Genomic DNA, 18,390 nt, shown 5'->3' on the forward strand with positions numbered 1-18,390 from the left:
TTTTCTTACAACAAGAATCTGCAATAATGCCAGCTTCATCACACAATTGTAGAACGACATGACTGTAGAAAACGAAGCATTGACGTTAAAAAAACGTTTTCGTGGCTATTTCCCGGTGGTTATCGACGTAGAAACCGCTGGATTTAATGCAAAAACTGACGCACTTCTAGAAATATGTGCCATCACTTTAAAAATGGATGAAAATGGTGATTTGCATCCAGCCACCACTATGCATTTTCATGTCGAGCCATTCGAAGGCGCAAACCTTGAAAAAGAAGCGCTTGAATTTAATGGCATCCGCGACCCTTTCAGCCCATTACGGGGCGCAGTTAGCGAAGCCGAAGCACTAAAAGAAATCTTTAAACAGATCCGCAAAGAGCAAAAATCGGTCGATTGCAGCCGTGCCATTATCGTGGCGCACAACGCCACCTTCGATCATAGTTTTGTTACCGCTGCGACTGAGCGCTGCAAATTAAAACGAGTCCCTTTCCATCCCTTCGCTACGTTTGATACCGCAACGCTTGCAGGTCTAGCCTATGGCCAAACCGTATTAGCTAAAGCCTGTAAAACTGCCGGGATGGATTTTGACAACAAAGAAGCCCACTCTGCACTCTATGACACACAAAAAACAGCAGAGCTATTCTGCGGCATCGTTAACAAATGGAAAGCTCTCGGTGGCTGGCCATTGATTGATGCTGAAGAAAAATAACAAACACAACAATACGAGTTAAATATGAATCCTGTAGTTATTTCAGTATGTATCATGCTGATCCTCGCCTTGATGCGGGTGAATGTCGTTGTCGCTCTGACATTCAGTGCCATCGTTGGAGGCGTGGTTTCCGGTATGGTTCTCAAAGAAGCGGTCTCGGCATTTGAAAGTGGTTTAGGTGGCGGTGCGACCATTGCGCTAAGCTACGCCATGCTTGGTACTTTTGCGGTGGCAATTTCGAAATCTGGCATTACCGACATCTTAGCCCGCAGCGTGATCAAGCGTTTAAACGGTAAAGAAGATGGTGCCGCCACAACCGGACTAAAATATGGCGTTTTGGTGGCTCTAATTGCCGTTACTATGTCATCACAAAACGTTATTCCGGTTCATATCGCCTTCATCCCCATCTTAATTCCACCTTTACTGAGCGTTTTTGCCCGACTAAAACTTGATCGCCGTATGGTCGCCTGTGTTCTGACTTTTGGCTTGATCACCCCTTATATGATTCTACCAATTGGTTTTGGTGGGATCTTCCTTAACAATATCTTGCTAAAAAACCTGCACGACAACGGTTTAGACAATGTGGTGGCGAGCCAAGTACCAACAGCCATGTTGCTGCCTGCTGCTGGGATGATTTTTGGCCTCTTGACCGCTATCTTCTTCAGCTATAGAAAACCACGTGAGTACCCTGAAACCGAACTCACTCATGTGGAAGAGTCACCTCAGACCGTGTGTAAAAAGAACATTATGGTTGCCGTTGCCGGTATTATCGCAGCACTTGCTGTACAGCTCTTTACCGGCTCAATGATCATCGGTGCATTAGCTGGCTTTATGGTATTTACCTTTGGTGGTGTGATCGCATGGAAAGAAACCCATGATGTGTTTACTAAAGGCGTTCACATGATGGCAATGATTGGCTTTATCATGATCTCTGCAGCTGGTTTCGCTGCTGTCATGAAAGCCACGGGAGGCGTTGAAACCTTAGTGCAATCCCTATCCACCAGCATTGGCGATAACAAACCGCTGGCTGCTCTATTGATGCTGGTTGTCGGTCTTTTAGTCACCATGGGCATTGGTTCATCATTCTCAACCATCCCAATTATCGCGACAATTTATGTCCCTCTGGCTGCTGCATTTGGTTTTTCACCGATGGCAACCATCGCTTTGGTGGGTACCGCAGCGGCATTGGGTGATGCAGGCTCACCGGCATCTGACTCTACATTAGGTCCAACATCTGGCCTAAATGCCGATGGTCAACATGAACACATATGGGAAACGGTGGTTCCGACCTTTGTTCACTACAACATTCCTTTAATTGTCTTCGGCTGGATTGCAGCGATGGTGCTCTAAAGCCAAAAGAAACAAAAGATAGCTATAAAAAACGAGCCCCTGAATTGGGGCTCGTTTTGTTTGATTAGTGCGGTGAGATATTTGATAGGCTTTGGATATGTACCGTGATCTCTTCGCGGTCGTGGTAAAGATGCTTTGCTTGCAGCTTAAACTTCACCCCGTTTTCTTTTAGGAAGATCTTAAGGTTTTCAATATCTTCCAGAACTTCATCGTAACGGCCTTTCATCGGCAATTTCAGGTTGAAGATGGTTTCTTTTGCCCAACCCCGGATGATCCACTCCCCCATTAACTGAGCAACACGAGACGGCTTTTCTATCATATCGCAGACTAGCCATGTAACGTTCTTACGTGCTGGCTCAAACTTAAACCCATCTTCTTGGTGGTGTTTAACTTGCCCTGTCTCCATCAGGCTATCCGCCATCATGCCATTGTCCACAGAGTGAACAAACATTGAACGCTTCACCAATTGGTAAGTCCAGCCACCTGGGCAAGCACCTAAATCCACGCCCCACATACCAGACGCCAAACGTTCATCCCACTCTTCACGCGGAATAAATACATGAAACGCTTCTTCTAACTTTAATGTCGAGCGGCTTGGCGCATCGGTTGGGAACTTAAGACGGGGGATCCCCATAAAGAACTGAGAGTTGTTACCCGATACCGAGTAGCCAATAAAGCAGTGACCAGGAGCCACAAAACAGATATGCAGAACCGGCTTTTTTGGATTCTCTTTATTGAGCAAAATCCCCTTGCCACGCAGCGCCTGACGCATAGGCACGGTAAACTTGCGACAAAACTTCAATAACTCTTTTGCTTCATTCGTGTCCGGGGTTTCAATCCGGATGTCACCACAACGAGGGAAAGCTTCAATATCACTCAATTCCTGCAGAATTGGGGAAATACGGTCTTCACGTGGCAACTCTTCGAATTCAACGGCTACTGCAAACATTTGACGTGCAAAAATCAATGATTGGAAGTCCAGTTTTTTGACCAGTTTTTCTGCATCACCCGCTTGGTAACATTCAAACAGCACATAACCAGAATTCTTTTTAAGGCGTGGGAAACCATAAACTTCCAGTTCGGTGGCGCGATCTTGGATCTCTCCCGCACACTCTTTTTCAAAGCCCGAACGGCAATAAAGCATTACTTGTTTCACTTGCTAACCTCTTTTATCTGCAGTGCTGCGAATACGAACATCCCCCACCCTAACATAAACGTTAGTCCACCAAATGGTGTGATTGGCCCAAACCACTTTATTCCAGTCAGAGTCAATGCGTAGAGGCTGCCACTAAAACAAAAGATGCCGATGATAAAGCAAATTGATGCGATGAAAAAATATTTTTGCGCTTTTACGGAAATTGGAAGGCTAAGCAACACCCCACACAATAAAATCGCCAATGCGTGAATCAATTGATACTGCACTCCAGTTTGAAAGACATCCAATAGATATGCAGAAACCTGTTGCTTTAAACCATGGGCTGAAAATGCACCCAGCGCTACTGCAACTCCCATCAAGATTCCGCCAAAAGCCAGTAAGTACTTATGCTTCATGATAAGCCTCTTTAATAAATTGACTCAGTTGTGCGATTGTTTGTTCGATATTTTCAGCCTCGGTATAACCTGAACGTTTCCGAGGTTTAAAACTATGGTCCCCATCTGGCAGAAAATGAACCTGAACCTTTGGGGAAAGCTCAAAATCGACAAACTCTTCTTTTTTACCAAAGGTGTCACGCTCACCCTGCAAGATCAAACAAGGTTTTTCCAACGTTGCAAGGTGTTCGGCTTTGTACTTCTCCGGTTTTCCCGGTGGGTGAAATGGGAACCCTAAACAGGCGACCGCAGCGACATTCTCCTCCTGTGCTAATAAGCTTGCCATTCTTCCACCCATCGATTTTCCACCAATAACCACTGGTTTGGTCGCATATTTCGCGATGACGTCCTGAAAAGCCTCGAGTAGTTTTGGGGCGCGATCCGGTGGACGCTTCTTGCCGTCCTCAGTTCGTTTAACCATATAAGGAAAATTAAACCGAATAACTTGAATGCCAGTATTAACTAACCCCGTTGCTACTTGCTCCATAAACGCATGCTCCATGCCGGCGCCAGCCCCATGAGCAAAAATAAATAGTGGATGCTCACTATCACCTTGAACAATCACATCACTCATCTAATAGATCCTCTTGCTCACTTTGTGCCTTCGCTAACATCCAATCTCGGAACGTTGCAATCCGTCCCATGTCTGCCTGCTTTTCATGACACACAACGTAAAAGGCATTTTTTGAAACAAGCAGCTCATCAAACGGAGCAATGAGACGCCCGGCTTCTAGCTCTGGCTGCGCCAGCACGTTATTCCCGAGCGCAACCCCTTGTCCATGAGCTGCCGCTTGAAGCACCATGGTTGAGTGACTGAAGATAGGACCATGGTTAACGTTAACGCCATCAAGACCATGCTGCTTAGAAAATTGTTTCCAATCCTTTCTAGATGTGTCATGAAGTAACGTATGCTGTTTCAAATCGGTTAGTGATTCTAATGGTTTAGGCCCAAGCAATAGTGACGGTGAACACAGTGGAATTAAATATTCTTGATAGAGTTTATCTGCACGTAAACCCGGCCAATTTCCACGGCCGTAATAGATCGCGACATCGACATCATCAGTCAGTGAACCTTCATCCATATCCACCGCTTTGATACGAACATCAATATCCGGCTCTTGTTGGTTGAAGTCAGATAACCTAGGAACCAACCACTGAATGGCAAAGCTCGGTGGCAGACTAATGGTTAAAGCCCCTTTCTCACTGCGTTCCAGCACTTTATCCGTCGCTTCAGAAAGCGAGGTAAAGATGTCTTTTATATCAAGAAAGTAACTTTGCCCCTCTTCTGTGAGCAATAAAGAACGGTTGCGACGACGAAAAAGTTTCAGCCCCAAAAACTCCTCTAGAGCTTTAATTTGGTGGCTGACAGCGGCTTGAGTAACAAAGAGTTCTTCAGCGGCGCGGGTAAAACTTAAGTGACGTGCAGCCGCTTCAAAAACTTTTAACGAGTTTAGGGGAGGCAATCTTCTGGACATGCTAGCTCTCAACGTTAAAGATTAGTTTTTTTAATCTGAAACATTATAAATTGTCCGTTGCCTCTCGACCAGAGAAATTCTATATTTCATCCCGCAACGCAAGCCTGAACGGCTTGATTCTTATTTAGAATCAATTGGCTTTGTTGTTGCGATGTTGTGTTTGCAAACTCGAATTTCGAGTTAGGTAGGTTTCTACCACCGTTCTGTTTCACACCGAAATAGAACATATACTTCCTGTATTTATTTTGACCTGTCTGTCAAATTTTTAGCACCGCCTCTTTGGCGGTGTTTTTTTATGTCTACTCAGTGCTACCCCACCTTTCAGATACAAAAAAACGCAAACCGCTTTCACGATTTGCGCTTCTATACTCTCATAAGCAAAGATAATTAAGGGCGATATACCTTAACGTTATTAAAACCTTGCTCTTGCAAATACAATGCTTGTAGGCGGCTCATCACACCTCGGTCACAGTACAACAAGTACGTTTTAGACTGGTCTAAATCACCAAACTGGGTACCGAGCTTGTAAAATGGAAGGTGCTTCACTTCCACACCATCAATTTCTAATGGATTGTCGTCTTCTTCTTCAGGGCTGCGAATATCTAAAACAATTGCATGCTCTTCAACCGCTTTCACTTGCTCGACTTCTGGCGCCGCTTGCTCAGACTCTTTCGCAATGTCACGAATGTCCATTTGGCGAGCATCACGAACAACTTGTTCTAGAATATCGAAGTCAAACTTCTCTTCTTCCGCTTCGAGTTTCGCCTTCACGGCTTTCACTGTTGGCTTCTTTGAAATCACACCGCAATACTCAGGCATTGTTTTCGCGAAGTCTTCAGTACCAATTTGGCGAGCTAAGTTAATAATGTCTTCTTTGTCCCAGTTGATAAGAGGACGAAGGATAAGTGAGTCAGTCACACCATCAATATGACGTAAGTTGGTCAACGTTTGGCTAGAAACCTGACCTAACGCTTCACCCGTCACCAAAGCCTGAATACCAAACTTCTCAGCAATCATGCCTGCGGCGCGCATGAACATGCGTTTTAAGACAACACCCATCTGACCGTCATCGACTTTCTCTAAGATCTCAGCCACAACAGGTTCAAAGTCAACCGAGATAAAGCGAACTTTCGCGGAAGAACCATACTTGTTCCATAGGTAGTGAGAGACTTGCTTTACACCAATCTCATGCGCTGGACCACCAAGGTTAAAGAAGCAGTAATGAACCTTTGAGCCACGTTTGATGTGTAAGTAGCTTGATACGCCAGAGTCAAAACCACCGGAGATCAGGCTCAATACGTCTTCTTGAGTTCCAAGAGGGAAACCACCTAATCCTTTATGGCGAGCAATGATTTGGTTTAACTTCTCACCCGCCACTTCAATCTTCACGGTGACATCTGGGTTTTGCAGTTTAACTTTGGCACTCTCTACCGCTTGGTTAAGGCCACCACCGACATAACGCTCTAGTTCAATGGAGGTGAAATCATGTTTACCACGACGTTTTGCACGCACCACAAACGTTTTGTTTTCAATGTTTGGACGATTCAGTTCCAGTACTTGCTCGTAGATGTCGTGCAAATCTTTGAATTCAGATTGCTGAACTTCCAGTACATGATGAATACCCGGAGTATGAGTAAGTACTTGAAGTACTTCATTGAAATACTGATCACTTTCAGAAGTGACTTCAATGTGGTCTCGACGGTTAAATACCGCTACCGACTCAGTGCGACTCTGAATGATGTTGCGAATGTTGCATTCTAGGATCTTCGTGAAGCGCTTACGCACAGATTCACTTTTAACAAAAATTTCTGGATGGGGCTTTACGATAAATTTCATACTTCACTTCACTAGTTAGCAGCTTTCGCGGTTTAGTTCGCAATCTACGGTAGTGATGACAAGATCATCACTCTCTAAGGGCGCAAGATTATACATGATGAAATGACCATAAAAAAGACGAGCTTTTCAGCTCGCCTCTTGTTTGGCTTATTGCGGTGTGGATGGCACTTCATCACTATACAAAGGCTCACCCTGCATAATACTGATTTCCACTCGTCGGTTTCTTGAGCGTTGAGCTTCCGTATCATTTGGCCCTAGAGGAGCCGTATCTGCCATACCGCGAACTCGCAGACGTTGATGAGAAAAGCCGCGTACTTTTTCCATCTCTTGAGCAACCGATACTGCACGCTGTGCAGATAAATCCCAGTTTGAACGATACAACTCGGAATCGACTCGTTGGTTATCAGTGTGGCCAGAGATCCGCACAATGCCCGGAACATCTTTGACTAGCTCTGCAATTTGGCGAACTAGAGGACGGAATTTCGGTTGCAAGAATGCCGAACCTTCTGGGAACGCCCCCTTCTCTCGAATCCGAATCACAATTTGTTGACCAAGGTTTTCGACTTCAATCGCCCCTTGTTCGATTTCACGTTCCAGCGCTTTTTTGATGGCTTCCATGACGGTTTCCATCTCTTCAGACATCGCCTCAGATTGTTGCTGAGTCTGATCCGATTCGGAATTCTGATTGTTCTTGGTCGATGTTTCGGGCGATTGGCCTCCCGTCATCTTACCTTGATCGCGTTGAGTTCCGCCTGCTCTATCCGATTCCCCTTCATGGAATTCAAGCGTCTGCTGCGTAATGTCTATGGTTTGCTGCATGATGACATCGATAGGCGTTGGCTCTGGCCGACCAGGCCTAAATTCTTGCGCAATAATGCTGGTCCCTTTAGGGATATCTTTCACTTCTAAACGGTTTTGTACACCAAAGGCAAACTTCATTGAACCTGCAATTTGTTTGAACTTCAGCACGTCCATTTCTGAAAACGAAAGCAGAAGTACGAAGAAGCACATCAGCAGTGACATCAGGTCCGCAAATGTTCCCATCCATAATGGAAGGCCGGGTGGCGGACATTTGCATTCGTTATCATCATCCATTGTGCTTCCTTACTCGTTATCTACATCAAGCGCACGTTTACCTTCATTGAGGTAATTCTTCAGATAACTATCAATAACACGAGGGTTTTGACCATCTTGAATCGCGAGCACCCCATCCATGATCAAACGACGGTTAAGTTTTTCTTGCTCACGACGAAGTGAAAGTTTGTCTGCGATTGGGAAGAAAACCATGTTGGAAAGAATCGCACCATAGAGCGTTGTAAGAAGTGCAACTGCCATCGCAGGACCAATGGCCTTGGGGTCATCCATGTTTGATAGCATCGCAACCAGACCCACCAGAGTACCAATCATCCCCATGGCTGGCGCTACGTCACCAAACGCTCGAAATACACCAGCACCTTGCTCGTGACGCTCATCAGTTAACGCGATATCTTTTTGCAATGCCGCACGGACGACATCGGCATCATGACCATCCACTAATAAGTCGATGCCTTTTTGCATGAAGCTGTTAGTGATTTCCATCTCTTCTAGAGCTAAGAAACCGCCTTTACGTGCCGCATCAGCCATTTCAACCACTTTCGCTATCAAATCCTCTGGCTCATCGGCTTTAAACATGAATGCTTTACCAGCGATTTTCGTGGCACCAAAGAATTGCCCCATGGTAAATTTCATTAACACAACGAAAGTTGAGCCGCCCACAACGATCAAAATCGACGTCACGTCGATGAACATCATGATGCTTCCGCCTAAAATCATTGCCATGATCACGAAAGCAAAGCCGCCAATGAGTCCTATCAGCGTTGCTAAATCCACAAAGCACTCCTCATGCTATCTTTAAAGCTTCTACCAAATTATATCGGCAACATGCTCAGATCTTTAATGTTTTATTGGTATCACACTCACACAAATTAGGCTTAGCCTGCTTATTTGTCATACTAGACTATAAATACGCCGCTGTTGATGACCTTTTTCCTTTTGTGGACATGCATGTGTAAAATCTATTTTTCTGACAATTTTACTCGGTTAAATTTGACCATCATTACCTGCTAAGGTAACTTTCGTGCATCTTTCGAAACGTAGATAAGTTATGGCGAGCAAAAAACCTGAAAATATGACTTTTGAAGCCACAATTGACGAGTTGGACACACTGGTTGATCAGCTTGAAAATGGTGACCTGTCTTTAGACGACGCTTTGAAAAAATTCGAACGTGGTATTGCTCTAGCCCGAGCTGGTCAAACCAAACTGAGTGATGCCGAGCAGCGTGTCAGTATCTTGTTGCAAGATAACGATGATGCTCCATTGAGTGAATTTGATTCTCAGTCTGAATAACCGTACCAAAGAAGATCGCTTTATGCTTGAGGCTCTACCCTCTTACCAACAAAGAAATAATCAGCAGCTAGAAAACTGGCTGACTCAACTTCCACATCAGAACCAAGCCTTAATTGAGGCAATGCGTTATGGCCTTTTATTGGGAGGCAAACGCGCACGTCCTTTCTTAGTCTATATTACTGGCGAAATGCTCGGTATTGAGCTTTCAGATCTCGATACGCCAGCATCTGCTGTCGAATGCATTCATGCCTATTCGCTGATCCATGATGACTTACCTGCAATGGACGATGATGCGCTGCGCAGAGGTCAGCCGACATGCCACATAAAATTTGATGAAGCAACGGCGATTCTGACAGGCGACGCGCTGCAAACACTGGCATTTACCATTTTGGCCGAAGGCCAACTTGCGCCACAAGCTGAAACCAACCGAATTAGTATGGTGCAGGTCTTAGCTGAGGCATCTGGCGCACAAGGTATGTGTATGGGTCAAGCATTGGATTTAGCGGCAGAAAATAAAGCGATATCGATAGCTGAGTTAGAAGAGATCCACAGAAACAAAACAGGTGCATTAATTAAATGTGCCATTCGCCTTGGCGCATTGGCCGCTGGCGAAAAAGGCAAAGCCATATTGCCGCAACTGGATCAATTTGCGGATGCAATTGGTCTGGCGTTTCAGGTTCAAGACGACATTTTAGATATCATTAGTGACACCGAGACCTTAGGCAAGCCTCAAGGTTCCGATCAAGAATTGAATAAAAGCACCTACCCAGCTTTACTTGGCTTGGAAGGCGCAGTAAACAAAGCTCATACTCTGTTGCAAGAGGCACTTCAAGCGTTAGAAGCAATCCCATACAATACAGAGTTACTCGAAGAGTTCGCCCGATACGTCATCGAGCGCAAGAACTAAACTAAAAGCGCGCAACTATATGACTCTTAATATTTCAAAGTATCCAACACTGGCACTGGCAAATACACCTGATGAGCTACGCAGCTTACCCAAAGAGACGCTGCCGGAGCTGTGTGAGGAACTACGCACATACTTATTAAATTCAGTTAGCCAGTCTAGTGGTCACCTAGCATCTGGCTTGGGCACGGTTGAGCTGACGGTAGCACTTCACTATGTCTACAACACCCCTTTTGATCAGTTAATTTGGGATGTGGGCCACCAAGCATACCCACATAAGATCTTAACTGGCCGTCGCGAACAAATGCCAACCATTCGCCAAAAAAATGGGCTGCACCCTTTCCCGTGGAGAGAAGAAAGTGAATACGACACCTTATCTGTCGGTCACTCATCCACTTCAATTAGTGCGGCTTTAGGAATGGCAATCAGTGCAGACAAAGAAGGCCAAAATCGTAAAGTAGTAAGTGTTATTGGCGATGGTGCCATCACTGCTGGTATGGCTTTTGAAGCAATGAACCACGCAGGGGATATTCATCCTGACATGCTAGTGGTTCTAAATGACAACGAAATGTCGATTTCAGAAAATGTTGGCGCGCTCAATAACCACTTAGCACAAGTATTGTCAGGCAGTTTGTACACCTCCATTCGTGAAGGTGGGAAAAAGGTCCTTTCTGGTATCCCTCCAATTAAAGAGCTGGTGCGTCGTACTGAAGAGCATTTAAAAGGTATGGTAGTTCCAGGCACTCTTTTCGAAGAGCTTGGTTTTAACTACATTGGCCCAGTGGATGGTCATGATGTCATTGAACTGGTCAAAACACTCCGCAATATGCGTGAGTTAAAAGGCCCGCAGTTCTTACACATTATGACCAAAAAAGGTAAAGGCTACGCACCTGCCGAGAAAGACCCTATTGGTTATCACGGTGTACCTAAATTTGACCCTAGCCATAACTCACTGCCTAAGAGTAACGGTGGCAAGCCATCTTTCTCGAAGATTTTTGGTGATTTCCTCTGTGATATGGCGGCCCAAGACCCCAAGCTTATGGCCATAACACCTGCAATGCGTGAAGGCTCTGGCATGGTTCGATTCTCGAAAGAGTATCCGAATCAGTACTTCGATGTGGCGATTGCAGAGCAGCACGCTGTAACATTAGCAACAGGTATGGCTATTGCGGGTGATAGCCCAATTGTTGCCATCTATTCAACCTTCCTACAGCGTGGCTACGATCAGTTGATTCATGACGTTGCTATCATGGACTTGCCAGTAATGTTTGCGATTGATCGAGCAGGTTTAGTCGGCGCCGATGGTCAAACCCACCAAGGGGCTTTCGACCTTAGCTTTATGCGCTGTATTCCTAATATGGTGATCATGGCGCCAAGTGACGAAAATGAGTGTCGTCAAATGCTCTATACAGGTCATAAGCATACCGGGCCTTCTGCTGTTCGTTACCCTCGCGGTACAGGCCGGGGCACTGAGATCGAAAAAGAATTTACTGCACTTGAAATCGGTAAAGGTCGCCTCGTTCGTCACGGAGAGAAAGTCGCAATTCTAAGTTTCGGCACGTTCTTAGACAACGCACTTAAAGCGGCAGAAGCGTTGAATGCAACAGTTGCAGATATGCGTTTTGTCAAACCACTTGATGAAGCATTAATTAAGCAGTTGGCCAATGAGCATGATGTTCTCATCACTCTTGAAGAAAATGCCATCGCTGGCGGCGCCGGTGCTGGCGTGATTGAGTTCATGATGAAAGAAAAACTATTGAAACCAGTTTTGAACCTTGGTTTACCCGATGAGTTCATCGCTCAAGGTACTCAAGAAGAACTTCATGAAGAACTAGGATTGGATGCTAAGGGAATTGAACAATCAATTCGCAGCTACCTTGAAAAATGATGATTTATCATTGTAAAAAAGCCCTCTGATGAGGGCTTTTTTATTGCGGTAAAATCCAGTTAAACTCAGAACACAGTTTTTTCCAAGTATCATCAACTCCCGCTTTAATCACCACTGTTTGCTGAGTAAACGGATGAATAAACACCAACTTCGATGCATGCAACAACAAGCGATGAGAGTCATAAACCTCTCGAAATAGCTTATTGTGTTTTCCATCACCATGCGTCGTGTCACCAACGATTGGATGACGTAAGTGCGCCATATGACGTCTCAGCTGATGCTTTCGTCCTGTCAGAGGCTTTAACTCCATCAAACAATATCGTGTGGTTGGAAACTTTCCTGTCGAATAGGGGATTTCTACCTGAGCGAGAGGACAATAATCAGTAATCGCATCTTGGGCCTCTTTCTCCTGACTTGCATGTTTATCCGCTATCTTATCTAACTCAATTTTTAGCGGGTAATCTAAGCGTCCTTCTCCAACAATCCATCCGCGTACAATCGCATGATAGGTCTTTTCCATTTCATGATTCGCAAACATCGGCATCACTTGTGATGCAACTTCACTCGAAAGCGCAAACATCAACACTCCGGAAGTTGGTCTATCTAAACGGTGTAGTGGAAAAACATGCTGACCAATCTGATCACGCAGTGTCTGCATCACAAATTGGGTTTCATGCTTATCTAACCAACTTCGGTGAACTAACATTCCAGCAGGCTTATTGACGGCGACAAAGTATTCATCTTGATAGACAATTTCTAACATCAAGCACATGCCTCTTCAATTTGTCGAATAATCACAATCAATGACTCTAGGTGTGTTTCATCTTTCCAGCTTTCTTCAAAATAAGGCGACGTTCTAAAACCAGCAGGGAGTTTCTCTCGGTGAAGCAATATCGACTCCATCTTGGGAATAAATATCCACTGCAGCCACTCATGAGGTGCTAATACATCAATAGCAAAAGGTTCAGTGCTTTCAAGCGCACCTTGAACAGGGGAAGTCTCCTGCCAAAGATCTAACTGCATCATAGAGACTTGCAGTTGCTTGAGTAGCATTAATATTTGTTGTTCTTTCTTCATTATCTTCTTCAAGACCTTGAAAATCAGCAATAGAGTACCATTTATAAGGGAAAGAAAGTTAGGACAATTCTTCCATGGAAACGATTCATACTCTTACTCAGCTATTGATCAATAGTCACTGCCAGTACCAGATTTTCGATCTAGGACGACGCATCAGTCCTATCGACAGCCATGTCTTTGAAAAGGTTGAGCAAGGCCAACAACCCTACCCTTATCCAATGCAGCGTAAAGCGCATCTAGCCATTGCATACTGGAATGAACATAACCAACCGTGGATATGGTTTCTTAAATTTGAACTGGATGAAAGAGGGTTGTTAAAGCAGTCCGATGTGGGTAATTTCATCAAATTTGTTGTTGAAGCGATGGGAAGTCGCTTACAAGATAATATGTCCGAAGAGCAACAGCAAAAACTCGCAAATAACCCATATACGTTTAAACCTGCCGAAGACAAGATGGCGGTATTTCATAGTCAGGTACGCGCTCTCTTAGCTCTACCCTGCAGCCAATACTACGAACATGCACAGCACTACTTTTCTGGTGGTTTAGGGTGGGAGAAGTGGCAAACAGTCGGATTGCAAGGTGTCACCGACATGTGTGCACGCCTAGGACAAGAGCAAAACGGTGTAAACCTTCGTAAAGCACTGCCTCATTTACCAGCTGAGCCTCTCTATGCATTGCTTGGGGCTTTAGAACATACTCCGCTGCCGGAAAAGCTCGCCATACGCATCGCTGAGATGGCACAGCAGCAAATATCCAGCTCAGACCCTGATCTTTTTTTACTTGGAGCATTAGTCCGCGCTTTATCGGGTGCTGATAGGAGCTTAGCTCAGCCAATTCTAGAGCAGGTACTCGCCTCCCCTCGGTTAAGCCATCAAGAAGTGCTGATAGGTATCGCAGGAAGAAGCTGGCATTTACTGGCAGACAGCGCTCTTGCTGAGACATTCTTGTTACGCTTAGCACAAACAGGAAATCAGCCATTATTTAATCAGCTATTTGCCGACTTAGTGATGTTGCCTCAGTTACGGTTAGTATTGCTACCCTTGCTACATAGCAGTCCATCACCAGAGCTTTCCCAAGCTCTAATTAAACTCCAGCAAGCAACTAAGGGGTAAACAATGATGACTGATTTATTTGCTATATTAGCGCTATCGATGGTTTGTTTTATGTTTTGGCAGCAACGGCGTCAGGCTGAAATTGCGAAAAACATTGTAAACCGCAAATGTGAACAGCTTGAACTGCAAATGATCAGTATCGCTCTCAAAGCCCATAAAATAAAAACGCCAGACGGGATCTGGCGTTGGCATACAGTATATCAATTTGAGTTTTCTTCGCTTGGAGACGATTGCTACGTCGGAGAGCTCACTATGTATGGTTTTCAAGCTGGCAATTTTCACCTGCCTCCACATCGGATGTGAAAACAAACTCAAAAAAAGGCCCAAATGTGTCTTCATGCTCACCAACCAAAACAAAGCCCAGTTTATTAAGGATTGAGAGCGACGCAGTATGATGAGTATTTGCAGTCGCTTTGACTGTTTCTAAGTTCAGTTCCCAACATGCTCTTGAAAAGAAAGCTTTTACAGCCTCAGTACCAAGCCCTTTTCCCCAATAGGTTTTGTCAAAGAGATACCCAAGCTCTGGCGCACTGTCTATTTCTGATATAAACACATGCCCCATATATTCACGAGTTTGAATATCTAGCACTGCCATCGCGTAAATACTTGGGTCATTAAGAATACGCTGAAACAGTTGTTTTGCGCTGGCGACGGTATGAGGTCCATTCATTTCCGCACGATTTTTCGCGCAGCAGTTAAGCATCAAAAAATCTGATTGTAGTGACTCACTATAAGGCACTAAAAGCGTTCTTCGAGTTACAATCGTCATCACCATACCCTTGGTTTTGTAAATCAAATCGACTGACTAAGTGAAGGTCGAAACGTTAAACCAACTCACTGTTGTATATATTGATCTGAGTATGAGTTTATTTATGTAATTGTAATTATTCTCATAACCCAACAAGTCTTGGGTAAAGAAAAGCCCCAACATAGAAGTATGGGGCTAGTAGCTTATCACATAGCATCCTGCTAATTTTACTCCATATATTCCTTACTACATTACAGTGATCTGTATATGTCTACGCCATCCCAAGCGGTGTCCCTCGCCCTCTAGCATTAACACCTTTTGCTGTATAGAGCACTACCTATTCCTTTAAAATAGTGGCGAAATATTGTCCTTTACTTCTTCCTAATAAAAATCAACACGGTTTCCTGCCGTGGCTACACTATCCTTTGCCTGTCCTTCCATGTCAGCTTCCAACCAACAGGTTCTACTGTACCAATATTGCTTTTCCCAACAATATCCTTCCACTTATATCAATAGAGAAAATCATAACCAAAGAACAAAAAAACACCAAAAGATCAACAAGTTAGGACAGATTAAATATAAAAACTCTTTCGTTTAAAAGACTCTTCTCACATTCAAGTAAGCGATCTCTCACAAAGCATCAGGCTATTGGGCTACTCGTGTTTTAATAACATTATGCAAACCAACTCACTAAGCAGGCATTTCTTCTCGATAGAAAGGTTATAATATGGTTGTATCACCGATTTGACACAGGAATAGAGGATGTTAACTAAAGATGTAACCGAAGAATTGCATGGGATAATGCAGCAACTACAAAATCAGGGAAAAGAACCGACTGTAGCTTTGGTCAAAGCAAGATTAAGTAGCAATGTGCCTATTCCAGCCCTTATTACGGCGATCAAAACATGGAAAAGTGCTAATCGAGTACCTAAAGTCGAAATTGCTGTAGCTGAATCAAATGAAAACAACAGAATCGAAGAACTTGAAAAGAAAGTCGCGGATCTGACATCGAGGTTGATTGCATTAGAAAACAAACTGGATAAATAAACTATATGTGATCAATTAAAAAAGGCTTGGTAAACCAAGCCTTTCCTTTTCCAAATTGGTTCAATTACCAGCCCGTGATTTCGCGTAAACCTTTACCGATGTCAGCTAGAGACTTCACAGTCTTAACGCCTGCCGCTTCTAGAGCTGCAAACTTGTCTTCCGCAGTACCTTTACCACCAGAGATGATTGCACCTGCGTGACCCATACGCTTACCCGGAGGAGCTGTTACACCTGCAATGTAAGAAACCACTGGCTTAGTGACATTCTCTTTAATGAACGCAGCAGCTTCTTCTTCTGCAGTACCACCAATTTCACCAATCATTACAATTGCTTCAGTTTCAGGATCTTCTTGGAACAGCTTCAGGATGTCGATAAAGTTTGAACCTGGGATTGGGTCACCACCGATACCTACACAAGTAGACTGACCAAAACCTTCGTCTGTAGTCTGCTTAACTGCTTCGTAAGTTAGTGTACCGCTGCGAGATACGATACCCACTTTACCTTTCTTGTGGATATGACCAGGCATGATACCAATCTTACACTCATCTGGAGTGATTAGACCCGGACAGTTAGGACCAATCATGCGGACGCCCGTTTCTTCCAGCTTCACTTTCACGTCGATCATATCGGTTGTAGGGATACCTTCAGTGATGGTCACGATTAGCTCGATACCCGCATCAATTGCTTCTAGGATTGCATCTTTACAGAAAGGTGCTGGTACGTAGATAACGGTTGCTGTTGCGCCAGTTGCTTCTACAGCTTCACGTACTGTGTTGAATACAGGTAGACCTAGGTGAGTTTGACCACCTTTACCCGGAGAAACACCACCAACCATTTGCGTACCGTATGCGATAGCTTGCTCAGAGTGGAAAGTACCTTGACCACCAGTGAAACCCTGACAGATTACTTTGGTGTCTTTATTAATTAGTACAGACATTATTTGCCCTCCGCAGCAGCAACAACTTTCTTAGCTGCGTCAGTTAGCGACTCAGCTGCAATGATATCAACATCAGAATTAGCAAGAACTTCGCGACCTAGGTCTGCGTTAGTACCTTCTAGACGAACAACTACTGGTACGCTTACGCCTACCTCTTTAACTGCACCGATAATACCTTCAGCGATCATGTCACAGCGCACGATACCGCCGAAGATGTTTACTAGTACTGCTTTTACATTGTCGTCAGATAGGATGATCTTGAATGCTTCTGCTACACGCTCTTTCGTTGCGCCGCCACCTACGTCCAGGAAGTTAGCTGGCTTGCCACCGTGTAGGTTTACGATATCCATCGTACCCATTGCCAGACCTGCACCGTTAACCATACAGCCAACGTTACCGTCTAGTGCTACGTAGTTCAGTTCCCACTGAGCTGCGTGAGCTTCACGCTCATCTTCTTGCGAAGGATCGTGCATTTCACGTAGCTTAGGCTGACGGTACATCGCGTTAGAGTCGATGTTGATCTTACCGTCAAGACAAAGCAGGTTGCCTTCGCCAGTGATTACAAGAGGGTTGATCTCTAGTAGAGCCAGGTCGTACTGAGAGAACATGTTGCCAAGACCCATGAAGATCTTAACAAATTGTTTGATTTGGTCGCCTTCAAGGCCTAGCTTGAATGCTAGCTCACGGCCTTGGTAAGCTTGAGGGCCTACTAGTGGATCGATAGCTGCTTTGTGAATCAACTCTGGAGTCTCTTCTGCAACTTTCTCGATTTCAACACCACCTTCAGTAGATGCCATGAATACAACTTTACGAGTTGCACGGTCAACAACTGCGCCTAGGTAAAGTTCGTTAGCAATGTTCGATGCTTCTTCAACCAGGATTTTAGTTACAGGCTGACCATTTGTGTCTGTTTGGTAAGTTACCAGGTTTTTACCTAGCCACTTTTGTGCAAACTCTTTAACGCCATCTTTAGTATCGTGTAGCTCTACGCCACCCGCTTTACCACGTCCACCCGCATGGACCTGACATTTCACTACTTTCTTTTGAGTGCTGATACGACCAGCCGCTTCAAAGGCTTCTTGAGGCGTATCGCATGCGTAGCCTTCCGGCACTGGCAAACCGAATTCTGCAAACAGCTGTTTGGCTTGATATTCATGCAAATTCATTTTGATATTCCGTTTGTTATTCCCTTAAGGGATTTATTATTTCCATAACACCGCTTTTACGATGCGTCTGTAGGGTCTTCTCAAGTAAGCCATATATTCAGAGTGCCTATACGGCTCAAATGAAGGCCAGACGCTGAGCAAGTCTAGCCTTAGGTGCAAAAAACG

At 44.6% G+C, this 18,390-nt stretch carries 20 protein-coding genes; 8 read left to right on the forward strand and 12 right to left on the reverse strand.

Annotated features, from left to right (window positions below):
- The first annotated feature begins 58 nt into the window (after positions 1–58).
- Together rnt and ACQEXS_RS03805 are read left to right on the forward strand one after the other, a co-directional pair.
- Positions 59–709: a ribonuclease T gene (gene rnt / locus ACQEXS_RS03800; RefSeq protein WP_367987028.1), complete on the forward strand. Its 651-nt coding sequence runs from the start codon at positions 59–61 to the stop codon at positions 707–709.
- Positions 710–733: 24 nt separating this feature from the next.
- A complete protein-coding gene (locus ACQEXS_RS03805) occupies positions 734–2,059 on the forward strand; it encodes a Na+/H+ antiporter family protein (protein ID WP_427012891.1) in 1,326 nt (441 codons plus the stop codon).
- Between the two features lie 64 nt (positions 2,060–2,123).
- On the opposite strand, the gene rlmM is transcribed toward ACQEXS_RS03805, so the two are convergent.
- The 7 genes from rlmM to pomA form a co-directional block, all read right to left on the reverse strand.
- The gene (gene rlmM, locus ACQEXS_RS03810; RefSeq protein WP_367987030.1) at positions 2,124–3,215 is read right to left on the reverse strand and encodes a 23S rRNA (cytidine(2498)-2'-O)-methyltransferase RlmM; all 1,092 of its coding nucleotides are present in this window, start codon (positions 3,213–3,215) and stop codon (positions 2,124–2,126) included.
- Positions 3,212–3,610, reverse strand: a complete 399-nt coding sequence (locus ACQEXS_RS03815) for a DUF423 domain-containing protein (protein ID WP_427012892.1) — start codon at positions 3,608–3,610, stop codon at positions 3,212–3,214. The genes rlmM and ACQEXS_RS03815 overlap by 4 nt, the downstream gene beginning before the upstream one ends.
- Positions 3,600–4,223: an alpha/beta family hydrolase gene (locus tag ACQEXS_RS03820; protein ID WP_427012893.1), complete on the reverse strand. Its 624-nt coding sequence runs from the start codon at positions 4,221–4,223 to the stop codon at positions 3,600–3,602. The genes ACQEXS_RS03815 and ACQEXS_RS03820 overlap by 11 nt, the downstream gene beginning before the upstream one ends.
- Positions 4,216–5,124 carry a transcriptional regulator GcvA gene (locus ACQEXS_RS03825; protein ID WP_367987033.1) on the reverse strand — a complete coding sequence of 303 codons (909 nt, stop codon included), beginning with the start codon at positions 5,122–5,124 and terminating at the stop codon, positions 4,216–4,218. The genes ACQEXS_RS03820 and ACQEXS_RS03825 overlap by 8 nt, the downstream gene beginning before the upstream one ends.
- A gap of 387 nt (positions 5,125–5,511) precedes the next feature.
- On the reverse strand, positions 5,512–6,960 hold the full coding sequence (gene thiI / locus ACQEXS_RS03830; RefSeq protein ID WP_427010064.1) for a tRNA uracil 4-sulfurtransferase ThiI: 1,449 nt from the start codon (positions 6,958–6,960) through the stop codon (positions 5,512–5,514).
- A 147-nt stretch (positions 6,961–7,107) separates the two neighbouring features.
- Entirely contained in the window at positions 7,108–8,055 is a 948-nt protein-coding gene (locus ACQEXS_RS03835) for a flagellar motor protein MotB (protein WP_367987035.1), read from the reverse strand.
- Between the two features lie 9 nt (positions 8,056–8,064).
- Positions 8,065–8,829, reverse strand: a complete 765-nt coding sequence (gene pomA, locus ACQEXS_RS03840; RefSeq protein WP_367987036.1) for a flagellar motor protein PomA — start codon at positions 8,827–8,829, stop codon at positions 8,065–8,067.
- 274 nt (positions 8,830–9,103) lie between these two features.
- On the opposite strand from pomA, the gene xseB reads away from it, so the two are divergent.
- Genes xseB through dxs form a run of 3 tightly spaced genes read left to right on the forward strand, consistent with a single transcriptional unit; the run spans position 9,104 to position 12,138 of the window.
- On the forward strand, positions 9,104–9,346 hold the full coding sequence (xseB, locus tag ACQEXS_RS03845) for an exodeoxyribonuclease VII small subunit (protein WP_367987037.1): 243 nt from the start codon (positions 9,104–9,106) through the stop codon (positions 9,344–9,346).
- Positions 9,347–9,368: 22 nt separating this feature from the next.
- Entirely contained in the window at positions 9,369–10,253 is an 885-nt protein-coding gene (ispA, locus tag ACQEXS_RS03850; protein ID WP_427013105.1) for a (2E,6E)-farnesyl diphosphate synthase, read from the forward strand.
- A gap of 19 nt (positions 10,254–10,272) precedes the next feature.
- A complete protein-coding gene (dxs, locus tag ACQEXS_RS03855; RefSeq protein ID WP_427012894.1) occupies positions 10,273–12,138 on the forward strand; it encodes a 1-deoxy-D-xylulose-5-phosphate synthase in 1,866 nt (621 codons plus the stop codon).
- Between the two features lie 40 nt (positions 12,139–12,178).
- Here the strand turns inward: dxs and truC are convergent, their stop codons facing one another.
- Together truC and ACQEXS_RS03865 are read right to left on the reverse strand one after the other, a co-directional pair.
- The gene (gene truC, locus ACQEXS_RS03860) at positions 12,179–12,901 is read right to left on the reverse strand and encodes a tRNA pseudouridine(65) synthase TruC (RefSeq protein WP_427013106.1); all 723 of its coding nucleotides are present in this window, start codon (positions 12,899–12,901) and stop codon (positions 12,179–12,181) included.
- Positions 12,901–13,215 carry a YqcC family protein gene (locus ACQEXS_RS03865; RefSeq protein ID WP_427012895.1) on the reverse strand — a complete coding sequence of 105 codons (315 nt, stop codon included), beginning with the start codon at positions 13,213–13,215 and terminating at the stop codon, positions 12,901–12,903. The genes truC and ACQEXS_RS03865 overlap by 1 nt, the downstream gene beginning before the upstream one ends.
- Before the next feature lie 74 nt (positions 13,216–13,289).
- Between ACQEXS_RS03865 and ACQEXS_RS03870 the strand changes: the two genes are divergently transcribed.
- Positions 13,290–14,327 (forward strand): DUF3549 family protein, encoded by a 1,038-nt coding sequence (locus ACQEXS_RS03870; protein ID WP_427012896.1) that lies wholly within the window; start codon positions 13,290–13,292, stop codon positions 14,325–14,327.
- A 3-nt stretch (positions 14,328–14,330) separates the two neighbouring features.
- Positions 14,331–14,630 (forward strand): DUF3301 domain-containing protein, encoded by a 300-nt coding sequence (locus ACQEXS_RS03875; RefSeq protein ID WP_427012897.1) that lies wholly within the window; start codon positions 14,331–14,333, stop codon positions 14,628–14,630.
- On the opposite strand, the gene ACQEXS_RS03880 is transcribed toward ACQEXS_RS03875, so the two are convergent.
- Positions 14,578–15,096 carry a GNAT family N-acetyltransferase gene (locus ACQEXS_RS03880; RefSeq protein ID WP_427012898.1) on the reverse strand — a complete coding sequence of 173 codons (519 nt, stop codon included), beginning with the start codon at positions 15,094–15,096 and terminating at the stop codon, positions 14,578–14,580. The genes ACQEXS_RS03875 and ACQEXS_RS03880 overlap by 53 nt on opposite strands.
- Positions 15,097–15,837: 741 nt before the next feature.
- Here ACQEXS_RS03880 and ACQEXS_RS03885 point away from each other — a divergent pair.
- On the forward strand, positions 15,838–16,122 hold the full coding sequence (locus tag ACQEXS_RS03885) for a hypothetical protein (RefSeq protein ID WP_427012899.1): 285 nt from the start codon (positions 15,838–15,840) through the stop codon (positions 16,120–16,122).
- 64 nt (positions 16,123–16,186) lie between these two features.
- On the opposite strand, the gene sucD is transcribed toward ACQEXS_RS03885, so the two are convergent.
- Positions 16,187–17,059: a succinate--CoA ligase subunit alpha gene (sucD, locus tag ACQEXS_RS03890; protein ID WP_005476019.1), complete on the reverse strand. Its 873-nt coding sequence runs from the start codon at positions 17,057–17,059 to the stop codon at positions 16,187–16,189.
- On the reverse strand, positions 17,059–18,225 hold the full coding sequence (sucC, locus tag ACQEXS_RS03895; RefSeq protein WP_427012900.1) for an ADP-forming succinate--CoA ligase subunit beta: 1,167 nt from the start codon (positions 18,223–18,225) through the stop codon (positions 17,059–17,061). The genes sucD and sucC overlap by 1 nt, the downstream gene beginning before the upstream one ends.
- Positions 18,226–18,390 lie beyond the last annotated feature (165 nt).

This window comes from Vibrio sp. TRT 17S01, from assembly GCF_050113695.1.
Lineage (GTDB): Bacteria > Pseudomonadota > Gammaproteobacteria > Enterobacterales > Vibrionaceae > Vibrio.